Genomic DNA, 13,671 nt, shown 5'->3' with positions numbered 1-13,671 from the left:
GGATTTTAAACTAGAGTTTAATCTTTTGCTGATATGCTCGGTTTATATGACTTCAAAAACAGAGACTTTCATAAAATATATTGTTAACCAGACGTGCCCCACCTAGTAAAATAGCTTTTTCTTTTAATTCACTTTGGTATATTTTTGTATTGCATCCTTGGTTTTTTAATTCTGTGTCAAGATTATCCGCAAAAGAATTCCATGCTTTAGATATATTTCCTCCTATTACTACAGCATCTGCATTATATCCTTTTAACCATGGAGATAGAAAAACGGCTAAATTTCTAGAAAATTCCTCGAATATTTGATCTGTATGTGGGCTGGATTTAAAATCAGTAATTAGATCTTTTACGCCACTTATAGTAATCCCTGTTGCCTCCTTGTATTTTTTAATAAACCAGCGGGTAGAGAAATATTCATCTGCTATTCCGTTTTTAAAGGGAATATTGTACAGTTCACCATTTTCGGGAACACCATCTCCAGAAAGCATAGGAAGTCCCTGTGATAAGAAGGTGGCTCCAAAACCAGTGCCTAGAGTTATAGCCAATGCTTTTTCTGCGGATTTAAGTTTTCCTTTCCAAAATTCTCCTATACCAAAACAGGCTGCATCATTATAAAACCGTAAAGGTGTGGTATCTGATAAAGCTAATCGTTTGATAATTATTTTCTTGATATTTATACCTAACAGAGAAGTGAATTTGTTCTCCATTTTGTATGCAAAAATACCCTGGTAATAATCAAAGGGACCTGGTAATGCAATGCATATTCCTTCTAGAGGTTCTTTATCCTTATTAAGAGAGTCTATACTTTTTTGTAAAACCCGGATCCATTGATCAATAATTTCACTTGCTTGAGCGGTGCTGTCTACCTCTGCCGAAATTAAATTAGAGTCGGGTATTTTATGGTTTTTGGTGTCAACACGGCCTACAGTAATGTGACTACCTCCTATATCTACTCCTAATATCATTGTTTATTCTACAGTTTTTTTATTTAGTTAATTATTAGTTCTTTTTATTAGCAATCAAGTATAGTTTTGATGTTAACTTAAATATGTGTTTTACTATCTTTTGAAAATTATGGATTGGATACATCTCCATTTTGATCAACCATATGATAAAGATAAGAAGTGTCAATTTCTGTTTTCTTAAAACCTGGGCCACTCCATAATGTTTTTAGACCGATATTATCCGAACATTGAAAATATCGAATAGTAAATTTATGTAATCCTTTAGATAGAATGATATCATTCTTTTGAGTGAAGCTAAACGATTTCCTTCCATCACTTTCAAACAATTCTTTATTATCAATTAGTAATTGAGCGCCATCATTGGCAGAAATTTCAAAATTATATATCCCATTTTTTGGAATATTTATAAATCCATCAAATTCGAAACCTATCCATTCATCTCTTAAACGGGATTCTATATTGATATTTGATACTTCTCCTTTTTGTATGGGGTCTTCTTGTGAAAAATCGTAAACAGATCTAAAAATACCTTCGTAATATTTATACGAAAGCCCGTTTTTAAGCTTGGTTCTTAGTTTCTTCGGATCTATACTCTCTAGTTTTTCGAGGAATAATGTTGTTGTATAACTAGATATTAAACCTTTTTTAAAAGCTTTGATTTTTAGTTTTGTAGATTTTTTAACCTCAAAAGGAGAATTATATCGCAAACTATTTTCTGTAGGTTCACTACCATCGATTGTGTAATACATATTGGCATTTTCTGTATCACAATCTAAAACGATTGTTTTGGTATCTAAAAATGTGGCGTGATCAGATTTTAGATACGGTATACTTACTGTTTTTTTAGTGTCTGATAAAGGTCTGTTTGAAGGATGGATACCCCAATTTTTATTTGGGATATCTGTCATTTCAAAAACCAATTCACCTCCTTTTACAATGTCTTCGTGTTTTAGATACGTATTAGGGTATTCTTTACCATTAAGTTTCAAGGATGAAAAGTGGATATTTTTTTCACTGGCATTATTGGCTATTATGGTAAAAGTATTTCCATTATCAAGTTTGATTTCGGCCTTTTCAAACGAAGGGCTTCCAATAACATATTCTGGAGCTCCTGGAGTAACAGAGTAAAATCCTAAACTGCTCAATACGTACCATGCAGACATTTGTCCGCAATCATCGTTTCCGCAGAGCCCATCAGGTTCAGAGGTATACATTTCATTTAATATTTTATGAATAGTTTGCTGTGATTTCCAGGGCTTACCGGCATAGTTGTATAAGTAAGCGAGGTGATGGCTGGGTTCGTTTCCATGAGAATATTGACCTAGCAACCCAGAAACATCAGAATCTTTGCTAATTTCTTCATCAAAATTTTTAGAGAAAAGGTTGTCTAGCCATTGATTAAAATTAGTGTCACCACCAACTAAATCAATAATGCTTGCTATATCATGAGGAACAAACAGGCTGTATTGATATGAGTTCCCTTCGGTGAAATTAAAATTATACGTTTTTTCGACAGATGTAGGATTAAAATCCTCATACCATTTTCTATTAGAATATCGAGGTCTCATAAAACCTGTTTGTTGATCATATAGATTAACAAAAAATTGAGCTCTTCTAGAATATTCATTATAGATGTCTGTTTTGTTTAAAGCTTTTGCCATTTGAGCAATACACCAGTCATCGTATGCATATTCTAGTGTTTTGGAAACCGATTGACTACTTTTGTTTGAAGGTACGAAACCTAATTCGGTATAGTAATTAATGCCCCTCTTTTTTACATTAGAACTTTCTATCATTGCATTTAATACTTTTTCGGTATTCACATCTGTTATTCCTTTTAAATATGCATCTGCCATTACCGATACTCCGTGATACCCTATCATACATCTTGTGTCATTTGCTGCCAGTTCCCACATGGGGATTTCGCCATATTGCTCATGTTTTTTTTGTAAAGTAACAACGATATCCCGGGTTACGTCTGGCTCTATAATTGTTAACAGTGGGTGTAAACCTCTAAAAGTATCCCAAAGAGAAAAAACCGTGTAATTATTGAATCCTTGTGCTGTATGTATTTTGTCATCCATCCCTCGATATTGACCATCAATATCATTATATAAGTTAGGAGTCAAAAGACTGTGATATAATGAGGTATAGAATATTTCTTTTTTATCTTCATTGCCATCGGATATTTCTATTTTACTTAACGAATTATTCCAGGTTTTTTTTGCCTTTTTTCTAATTTCATCAAATCGCCAATGAGATAATTCTTTTTCCAGGTTTTTTCTGGCACCATCTATACTTACAGCAGATAATGCCACTTTAGCTATAATCTGATCTCCAGAACTATCAAAATTAAGAGCTGCTATTATTTTTTTGCTACTAAATTTAGTGCCGGTAGTTACTGTTTTTTTTCCATTAAGAATTTGATATGATACGATTGGTTTTGAAAATCGTGCAACAAAATACTGGCGTTGATTTCCTGCCCATGCTTTTGATCTTCGATATCCGGCAATTTCTGTTTTACTGATGATCTCAAACTCTGATTCTATTACCGGATCACGATGCTCTAGATCAATAATAATACTGGTTTTTTCTGCTTTAGGGTAGGTATATCTGTGTACTCCAACTCGTTTTGTAGTTGTTAGTTCTGTTTTTATATTGTAGTCATCAAGAACTACTGAATAATACCCTGGTTCTGCAAATTCATTGTCGTGACTATATCTAGAACGATATCCAGAATCAGGATTTTCTGGAGTTCCGGCCCGAAATTGTATTTCTCCTGTTGCTGGCATGAATAGAATATCACCTAAATCAGGAACTCCTGTTCCTGATAAGTGTGTATGGGTAAACCCTATAATAGAAGTGTCCATATAGTCATATCCTGCACAAGCAGGCCAACTAGTGTGATCATTCCTGGTGTCGGGACTCAATTGTACCATTCCGAAAGGAAGCATAGGACCAGGGAATGTATGTCCTGGTGATTTTGTTCCAATGAAAACATCTACATAGTCTACCGGTTTTTTTACTTCTTCTTTATTTGTACAGTGTATACCTAATCCTGCAATAAAGAGGGTTAGGAGTATTCTTCTAAACATAAGCAATTTCATGATTCATTTATTTTGAACGTTGTGATTGAATTACATAGGATTTTAAAAAATGTATGATGAATTAACATATGAAAGACAGAATCTGTATAAATGATTCTGTCTTTACAATCTAAAACAAAAAATAACTAATGAAACAAATCTATTAGTGAAATATAGTTTATGGTTAATATCCGGAGTTTTGATTTAAAGCTCCTCCAGAAGAATTTATTGCATCCAGAGGAATAGGGTAGTATTCGCTTTTTCCCTGAGTAAAACTTGCTCCATTAAGGTAAACACGTTTTGAAGATTCTTCATTGATGTATTTATTCAATACCTGTGGAGCTACTCCCCAGCGTACTAAATCAAAAAATCGATGTCCTTCTGAGGCTAATTCTAATCTTCTTTCAAAACGAACCGCTTTAATGGCATATTCCTGATCAGGAAATGATGTGTACTCATTGATTACATAGTTTGCAGCTGGTGTTCCGTCGGGGTTTTTAACAAATCCATCTGGATTTGCAGCTCTAGCTCTTATTCTGTTAACAAGGTTCATAGCTTCATTTAATTGACCGTCCTGTGCATAAATCTCAGCTCTCCATAGCAATACATCAGAATATCTTATCAAAGGTGTGTTGATGGCATTATATTGGGGTAGTCCGGCTGCAGACATTGAGCCTTCCTGAGATTTTAATATCTCATGTTTCTTACCAACATATGGCCCTCCGTTAGATTGATCACGTGTCCATCTTGATCCGGGCATAATTCCCCAGCCTAAATATTCTATACCCCTTCTACCAACTGTCCAGTCTAATCTTGGATCTAGATTCCCGATATGTGGTGTAAAAGGTTGATCAGATGTTATTCCTTGATCATTAGTGATATCAGAGTCATTAAAAGAGTCTAATAGTGGTAAGCCATTAGCATCTGTTTTAAATGCATTTACTAAATTTTGACTAGGTTGAAAAAAGCCACAACATCCTCCTCCGGGAGCATCAGAGGCATAAGGATGGTTTAGTCTATTACCTCTATTGCCATTAATAAATCCATCTCCTCCATCATTTACAGAATTCTGAACAGCAAATACAGATTCTGAATTATTATCTTTTTCGGCATTAAAATTATCATGATAATATGGAACCAATTGAAATGGCCCTTCATTAATGATATTATCTAAAATAGGCCTTGCTGCTTCATGATCATTTTGAAACATATGTGCTTTTGCTAGATATGCTTTTGCTATCCATGAGTTAGCTCTTCCGGCATCATCCTGACTTTCAGGGAGGTTATTTATTGCATATGTTAGATCATCTTCTATTTGTGGCCAAATATCAGTATTATTAGATGGAGTAGTAGTTAGCCCTTCTTTCATAAAAGGTACATTGTTCCATATTTTTTTTGCATCCATATGGTAATGTGCTCTTAGGAAATGTGCTTCTGCACCTAGGACGGTTAAATCTGTTTCTGGAGTACCTTTTTCTATAGCTTTGGTAATTGATTCTATCGTTTGATTTGCTCTGGAAATACCTTCAAATAAAGATTCCCATTTTCTGGATATATAAATATTTGTAGTTCCCGAAGAGAAACGCTCTACATCATTTAGTTGAGGTTGATCATCTATAGACGAACCTTTATGAAAATCATCAGAGGCTACATCTCCTAGGGCCCAGTTAGATGCTGGTGCCCAGAAATAACCAGGATTTCCATCCAAAATAGCATAAGCACTGATAAGTTGTTGGTCGACCCACTCTTTATCAAATTCTATTACCCCTTCGACAAGAGATCCTTGTGGTTCAATGTCTAGTTCTTTCTCGCAAGAAATCACTAGTGCTGTAACGAATACAAATAAGATTATTTTTTTCATCTGTTTATATTTGATTTTTTTGATTTTTTTGTAAAACGGGCTATAAGATTATCATTGGTTTCATCTTCATTTACTTGTTTATCAATGCTCATTTTACCTCGTTTTTTATTTATAAAGCAAGATTAACACCTAGTATGAATGTTCTTGCTACAGGGTATGCACCTCTATCAATACCGATATCCAGATTTACAGAGTCGCCACCATATTGTTGTAAGTTGATTTCGGGATCTAACCCAGAGTATTTTGTCCAGGTATGTAGGTTTTTGGCCTGTAAGAAAAACCTTAATCTCGAAATATTTAATTTAGATATTAACCGTTCTGGAAGGCTATACCCTAATTGAACATTTTTAAGTCGTAAGTATGACCCGTCTTCTATATAATAACTACTGGCACTAGAATAGTGTTCTGCCGGATTGTTAGATAGTTTAGGTAGCCTAGCTCCCGTATTAGTGGGACTCCAGGAGTTTAGGTAATCTCTGCTTTTTGCTCCGGGAAAGCTATTGAAATCGGTAAAGAATTTGGTGAAATTATAAATATCGTTTCCTTGGCTTCCCTGGAAGAATATTCCGAAATCAATATTTTTATATTCTACTCCCATATTAAAGCTATAGGTAAAGTCTGGATGAGGACTCCCAATAAAATCTCTATCGTCATCATTAATCACTCCGTCGTTATTAATATCTCTGTATTTAAATGTTCCTATCTCTTTTCCTAAGTAATCACCAGTTGCTGCAAGTTCTGCGTCATTTTGGATGATACCATCAATAATAAAACCATGGAAAGAAGCAATAGAATGACCTGCTTGTGTTCTAGAAGGCCTGGTTTCTCGTGCTAGGTTTCCTTCTATAAAATAATTGGGATTATCTCCTAATTCTTTGACTGTGTTATTGTAAGCAGAAATATTTATTGAAGCATGGTACTTTAAATTTTTATTAATTTGATCGTTATACCCTAATGAAAAGTCAAATCCTTTATTTTCTACAGACCCTGCATTGATATATTTAGCCTGAGCAAGACCTATAAGGGTTACATTGGCTTGATCTTGAACTAATAATTTTTTTGTTAGTGCATTATAGTATTCAAAGCTGAATGTTAATTTTTGATCGAATAAAACTCCATCAATTCCGATGTTCTTTGTTGCTGTTGTTTCCCACTCCAAATCCGGGTTTCCGAATATGAATAAACTATATCCAGGCGTTACATTAGAGTTATTACCTCCGATATCATAATTGCTATCATCGTTATTAATATATTGGCTAAATATTCTACCTTGAGGAATACTTTCGTTTCCTAATTCTCCGTATCCTGCTTTTATTTTGAGGTCATTTATAAACGATACGCTTTTCATGAAATTTTCGCTAGATAGTCTCCATGCAGCACTATATGAAGGGAAGTAATCTGATCTTTTGTTTTGCGAAAATTTTGAAGTGGCATCTCTTCTTAGAGAAAATGATAATAAGTACTTATCGTTGTAACCATAATCTAATTTTCCAAAGCTAGAGAAATATCCACTTTTTATCCCACTACCATTATTATCTCTTGAACCGGTTCCTCTATCTAAATACCTATAATCTAGTTCATCGGTAAAGAAATCAGTTCTTGAAGCACTTAAAAATTTTCTTTGTGTTTTATTAGATTCTGTTCCTAACATAGCATTAATAGAATGGTTTCCTATGTTCTTAGAATAGCTAAGGGTGTTATACCATGTAGAAGAAATTGTATAGTCGTTATTTTCAGATAATCGATTAACAGAATTAGGTTCTGCAACTTCAGGGTTAAGAAAAGTGTAGAAAGAACTATTATTATTATTATAATCAAGCCCTATGTTGGTTTTAAAAGTAAAATCGTTTAGAAAATCTAATTCTGCATATGCATTACCAATTGTTCTGTAACTTCTTTGTAAGTTGTTTTTATTTCGAGTTGCGCTGGCTACAGGGTTAATACCATTACCTAACCCCGGACTTTGAGGGCCCGCATAGTTGCCTGCAATATCATATACAGGAATAATAGGTTGCGCTCTATATAAGAAAGAAATATCTCCTCCGGTGGATTGATTTCCAACAGAACCAACTCTATCAGAGTAAGAAAGGTTAAAAGATTCTCCTATTCTAAAATTATTGGTTATTTTGAATTCTGAATTTGCTCTTAATACATATCTGTTATAGAAGGTATGTAAGGCTGCACCTTCCTGTTTTAGTGCACCCATTCCGACATGAAATTTTGCGTTTTCAGATCCTCCAGATAACCCTAGGTTATAATTTTGAACAAATGCATCGTTGAAATATTCATCAAACCAATCTGTACCTTCTTTATTCGCTCTGGTGATCTTATTAGTTTGAGAGTCATATGTGGATAGATCTGCAGAATCTGCTCCAGCTGGGGTTAAGTAGTTTGGTAATACTGGAGTATTTCCGTTACCATATTGAGGGTGAGAAGGAGCAAAACCATCATTGTTAAAACGAGTCCAAATAGCATTTGCAGTCTCTTGGGGAGATAATAAATCTGGAAAAGCAGATTTAGGAATGTTATCAATTCCTAAGCTTGTATTAAATGTAAACTTAGTTTTGCTATTATACTTACCTCCTTTGGTGGTGATAAGGATTACTCCGTTGGCAGCTCTAAATCCATAAATTGCAGAAGAAGAAGCGTCTTTTAATATCTGCATTGATTCGATATCAGCTGGATTTAATTGGTTAATTCCAGTAGTTGTTGGTGTACCATCAATTACATAAAGAGGATCATTATTATTGATTGTTCCAAATCCTCGTATTCTTACCATTGCAGATCCTCCGGGTCCTCCTTCAGAACTTACAGTAACACCCGCGGCTAATCCTTGCAAAGATTGTTCGATATCTACAGGTGTGGTAGCGGCTAGATCTTCTGCTTTGATTACAGTAACAGATCCGGTTATGTTTCTCACCGATTGTTTTGAATACCCGGTAACTACAATTTCCTCTAATTGATTAGAACTCTCCTGCATAGCTATATCATGCACCCCCGAGTCTGATACAGTAATACTTTGAGTTTCCATTCCCAGATAGCTAAATAACAGAGTATCTCCTGATGAAGCTGTTAATGAATAGTTTCCGTCAAAATCGGTTTGTGTTCCTGTGGAAGAGTCTTTTATAATAATATTTACTCCAGGTAGTAACATTCCAGTGTTATCTGTTACTTTTCCAGTAATTGTAATTTCCTGGGCCGTGGCCATATTGGCAAATGACATGAAGGTAAGCACAAAAAATAGATATCCTAATTTATTCTTCATATTAAAATTGGTTTAGTTAATAATTTGACTGCTGATTTCTCTAATAAGCTCTTAATTGATTTGTATTTCTAAAAGATTAACAAAGTGTTATGTTTAAGAGAATTATTGTTTTCAAATTTATAGTATGAAGATTAATATTTGTATTTTGATATAAATATTAGTGATTTTTATGGCAAAAATTGATTTATAAAGTTTTTTTATCTTTTTGGAATATGTATATATCTGCTATTAAGTCTTTTTTCTTGTTAAAATAGGAGTCTTTTTTTGATAAAAAGGATTGAATATGTCTTTTATGAGAGTATAATGCGCTTAAAATGTTAATTTGATGTGAAATCAATTTGTTTTTATTTTGAATTCTATTTCTAAAATAAAAACATATCTGGTTAAATAAATGGAATAATTATATGATTGTGGTAAAAAAAACTGTATTATTATAAAATAAAAGTTTTTTTATCTGTATAACGTAATTTTAGTATTATTCACATGGAAATGTTAGATAACACAGACAAAACCATTTTACGAATCCTTCAAAGAGATTCTAAAAAAACAGCGAAAGAGATAGCAAATCTTTTGAACTTAACAGTGTCTCCTATATATGAAAGGATAAAACGTTTAGAAAGTAAAGGGTATATAGAAAAATATGTTGCAATTGTGAATAAGAATATGATTGGTCTACCAATTACAGCATTTTGTCAGGTATCTCTTCAGTCTCATGGAGAGTCATTTATTGATAAGTTTGAAAATCAAATAAAAAACTTGAAAGAGGTTCAAGAATGCTTTCATATGGCGGGACAGGTAGATTTTCTGTTAAAAATTAACATGAATAGCTTAGAAGAATATCACGAATTTATGCGCTCTAAATTGTCAAAAATTGATAATATCGGAGTTTTAAATACTACTTTTTCATTAAAGGTAATTAAACATACTTCAGAATATTATCTATAAACAATATATTTTATGAAAAAACACCTGTTACGTATAGGCACAGGTGTTTTAACAATTCTAATTAACTATGGTATAGTATAAACCGATGTTATCGCTTTATAAATCTATTTCTATATATGGTTTCCCCATTTTGTTTAACAATTATAAAATACATTTTGCTTTCCAAATGATTCAGACTTAATTCATTTCTTGAAGTTTTTTCTGTAAAAATTAAAGAACCTTGTGTGTCGTAAACTTCAAAAACCAGAGGTGTGTTTTTTAAGTTTTGTGGTTTTGTGAAAAACAATCTATCTTTTATTGGGTTTGGGTATGACTTTAAATTGAATGCTTCTTCTGGTTTTTTATTTTCCATTGCAAGCATGTTATTTCTGTTATTTCCACCGCAATCCAGATTCCATGGGTAATCCCCATCATAATCAAGAGTATTACCATTATTGATGTAGTTTTTGTACTCATTCCATACGGTTTCTACATCTTTTCCAAGAATATCTTTAAACGCATTGTCAAATGACCAGGAGTTTCCTAAATCTTTTGCTGCCTTATTAAATTTATAGATAAAATTCTTGTCATATTTTTGGGTAACATATTGTAGAAAGAATCCTGTTGTGGTGTATCCACCTAGCCATTTTCTGGAATCATTTACGTTTGGAGTTCTGGTTTGATGAAATCCTGCATAAATTCTTACGCCATCTGCTATACCTTCAGTATATGCCCAAAAAGGAGAAGACCCGTCATAAGTTCCTCCTGTAGTTGGAGAGTAGTTATATCCATGAGTTACTTCGTGAAATAAAATACCATCAATCTCATCTTTTATAACCTGAGAATCATTACCAGAATCTCTATAGATTTTGGCGAGATGTTGCGTGCTTACTTCTATGGTCATTTGATCACCTTCTCCAAATTTGTGAGCTACAAAATCTTCATTTTTTAAGTTGAATTTTAATAGCCTAAATTTTGGAGCATCTGCAGAGTTACGGTACAAAATTTTAGCTACATCAAGACAACGTTGTTTCATGTAGTTTTCTGCATTTGGGATCACTTGTTTAAATATTTGTGATCCAATAGTTGATCCATCAAAATCTCTAAATTCTACTCTTGGAGTAAGAAAATCATTACCCCATGCACAAGAACCTCCATCGGTAGAACTTTCTTTTCCAAACAGTTCGAGTTCAGATAATTGTAGAATGGTTCCACTATTGTTTCTCATCGATAATCGATAATAGTTGTAGGAAGAAGTAGTAGTTACCTGAAAAGTTCTTTTTTGATTTCTATTCGGAAAATCCTGATTGGATCTTTGATCAATATTTTGCCAGGAACTTCCGTTAGTAGATCCTTGCAGAGTCCAGCTTTTAGGGTCTCTATCTGGTGCGTCGTTCCCAGAGGTTATCGTATATGAAGATAATGTATAGTTTTTGGTTGCTTTATACTGTACCCATGCAGAGGTGTTAAAAGTTAAGAATTTAGAATTAGGATCATTATCAATAAGTTTTGTTATATCCTCAAAAGATGGAGAATCATTATGTTGATCAGAAATGTTTCCCCCGTCATTAGTGATGTCAATAATTTCTCCTCCACCTCCATTTGAAGAAACTTTAATAATTGAAGTTTTAGTTTCTGTATCAGATCCATCTCCGTTTATTGCTTTAAGAGTTACCGAATAGGTTCCTTCTCTATTATACTTCACTATAGGATTAGTTTGCGTACTACTAGATGGACTACCTCCATCAAACGTCCAATTATATGAAGTAGCATCGGTTGAAGAATTAGTAAAAGACACACTTTCTCCTTCTTTTATGTTGGTTTTATTTGCTCTAAAATCAGCTACGGGAAGTTGTTGTGTGTTTTTTTCTTTTCCAAACAATTCGAGTTCAGATAATTGTAGAATAGTCCCACTATTATTACTCATCGATAATCGATAATATTGATATGAAGAAGTGGTGCTAACCTGAAAAGTCCTTTTTTGATTTCTATTTGGGAAATCTTGATTGGATTTCTGATCGATGTTTTGCCAAGAACTTCCGTTTGTTGATCCTTGTATCGTCCAGTTTTTTGGATCTCTTTCTGCTGCATCATTTGCAGAAGATATCGTGTAAGAAGATAAAACATAAGACGTACTAGCTTTATACTGTACCCATGCAGATGCATTAAACGTTAGATACTTAGAATTGATATTGTTATCGATCAAATTAGAGATACCTTCATTAGAAGGGGAGTCGTTGTGTTGGCTAGATATACTACCACCATCATTAGTAATGTCTATAGCTCCTGTAGGAGGAGGAGTATCTCCACCACAATCCAGACTCCATGGGTAATCCCCATCATAATCAAGAGTATTACCATTATTGATGTAGTTTTTGTACTCATTCCATACGGTTTCTACACCTTTTCCAAGAATATCTTTAAACGCATTGTCAAATGACCAGGAGTTTCCTAAATCTTTTGCTGCCTTATTAAATTTATAGATAAAATTCTTATCATATTTTTGGGTAACATATTGTAGAAAGAATCCTGTTGTGGTGTATCCACCTAACCATTTCCTGGAATCATTTACGTTTGGAGTTCTGGTCTGATGAAATCCTGCATAAATTCTTACGCCATCTGCTATACCTTCAGTATATGCCCAAAAAGGAGAAGATCCGTCATAAGTTCCTCCTGTAGTTGGTGAGTAGTTATATCCATGGGTTACTTCGTGAAATAAAATACCATCAATCTCATCTTTTATAACCTGAGAATCATTACCAGAATCTCTATAGATTTTGGCCAGATGTTGCGTGCTTACTTCTATGGTCATTTGATCACCTTCTCCAAATTTGTGAGCTACAAAATCTTCATTTTTTAAGTTGAATTTTAATAGCCTGAATTTTGGAGCATCTGCAGAGTTACGGTACAAAATTTTAGCTACATCAAGACAACGTTGTTTCATGTAGTTTTCTGCATTAGGGATCACTTGTTTAAATATTTGTGATCCAATAGTTGATCCATCAAAATCTCTAAATTCTACTCTTGGAGTAAGAAAATCATTCCCCCATACACAAGCTTGTTTACTTTTGGAAATAGAAGAAGTGTTGTTTTTACTACTTGTAATAGGATTTACGGGTCGTGCGCTCATTTTGACTGCAAATACCATGGCTGCTACCATGCTTATCCGAAGTATGTGCTTTTTGTAATTTTTCATTGTGAAGTTTGTGTTTTTTATTAGTATGATTTATAAAAAAACTAATAAATGTTAGTTGCAATAAAATTACAGTATTGGGGTATGTTTTCATTTTTTGGACTTAATTTCAGTGTTTTTTATTCTTTTTTATTCTTTTTTAGTTTTTTTTCTTTTTAGAAGGAAGTATGTTGATTTTATAAAGTGTTTTTTATGCTAAAAAAATAACATCTCTATAGGATAAGTATAGAATAAAAAAGCATTTTCTGTGAATTATAGATAAGTAGAGCTTTTAGATAAGCTTTTTTTAGACAGTTTTGATCCATCTAAAAATTGCTTACTATCACATGAGAACATAATTAAGTAGATATACAAAAACCATATACCACTTTAAAC

The 13,671-nt window shown here is 33.4% G+C and carries 6 protein-coding genes; 1 reads left to right on the top strand and 5 read right to left on the bottom strand.

Annotated elements, in window-relative coordinates; genetic code table 11:
• Window positions 1–52: 52 nt before the first annotated feature.
• From DG435_RS10300 to DG435_RS10285, 4 genes are all read right to left on the bottom strand, one after another.
• Window positions 53–967, bottom strand: a complete 915-nt coding sequence (locus DG435_RS10300; protein ID WP_106794825.1) for an ROK family protein — start codon at window positions 965–967, stop codon at window positions 53–55.
• A gap of 107 nt (window positions 968–1,074) precedes the next feature.
• Window positions 1,075–4,074, bottom strand: a complete 3,000-nt coding sequence (locus DG435_RS10295) for a GH92 family glycosyl hydrolase (RefSeq protein ID WP_106794824.1) — start codon at window positions 4,072–4,074, stop codon at window positions 1,075–1,077.
• Window positions 4,075–4,237: 163 nt separating this feature from the next.
• The gene (locus tag DG435_RS10290; RefSeq protein WP_106794823.1) at window positions 4,238–5,914 is read right to left on the bottom strand and encodes a RagB/SusD family nutrient uptake outer membrane protein; all 1,677 of its coding nucleotides are present in this window, start codon (window positions 5,912–5,914) and stop codon (window positions 4,238–4,240) included.
• A 109-nt stretch (window positions 5,915–6,023) separates the two neighbouring features.
• Window positions 6,024–9,179, bottom strand: coding sequence for a TonB-dependent receptor (locus tag DG435_RS10285; RefSeq protein WP_106794822.1), 3,156 nt, complete (start codon window positions 9,177–9,179; stop codon window positions 6,024–6,026).
• 489 nt (window positions 9,180–9,668) lie between these two features.
• Here DG435_RS10285 and DG435_RS10280 point away from each other — a divergent pair, with 489 nt between their 5' ends.
• Entirely contained in the window at window positions 9,669–10,124 is a 456-nt protein-coding gene (locus DG435_RS10280) for an Lrp/AsnC family transcriptional regulator (protein ID WP_234387186.1), read from the top strand.
• A gap of 88 nt (window positions 10,125–10,212) precedes the next feature.
• On the opposite strand, the gene DG435_RS10275 is transcribed toward DG435_RS10280, so the two are convergent.
• A complete protein-coding gene (locus DG435_RS10275; RefSeq protein ID WP_106794821.1) occupies window positions 10,213–13,299 on the bottom strand; it encodes a basic secretory protein-like protein in 3,087 nt (1,028 codons plus the stop codon).
• Between the last annotated feature and the right edge of the window lie 372 nt (window positions 13,300–13,671).

The sequence above is a fragment of the Aquimarina sp. Aq78 genome, from assembly GCF_900299525.1.
In the GTDB taxonomy this organism is placed as follows: Bacteria; Bacteroidota; Bacteroidia; order Flavobacteriales; family Flavobacteriaceae; genus Aquimarina.
This window is presented reverse-complemented; position numbering and strand designations above follow the sequence as displayed.

Bases quoted from the DNA above. Each gene is read 5' to 3' on its own strand.
- DG435_RS10285 (WP_106794822.1), bottom strand. From the start codon at position 9,179: ATGAAGAATAAATTAGGATATCTATTTTTTGTGCTTACCTTCATGTCA.
- DG435_RS10290 (WP_106794823.1), bottom strand. From the start codon at position 5,914: ATGAAAAAAATAATCTTATTTGTATTCGTTACAGCACTAGTGATTTCT.
- DG435_RS10300 (WP_106794825.1), bottom strand. From the start codon at position 967: ATGATATTAGGAGTAGATATAGGAGGTAGTCACATTACTGTAGGCCGT.
- DG435_RS10280 (WP_234387186.1), top strand. From the start codon at position 9,669: ATGTTAGATAACACAGACAAAACCATTTTACGAATCCTTCAAAGAGAT.
- DG435_RS10295 (WP_106794824.1), bottom strand. From the start codon at position 4,074: ATGAAATTGCTTATGTTTAGAAGAATACTCCTAACCCTCTTTATTGCA.
- DG435_RS10275 (WP_106794821.1), bottom strand. From the start codon at position 13,299: ATGAAAAATTACAAAAAGCACATACTTCGGATAAGCATGGTAGCAGCC.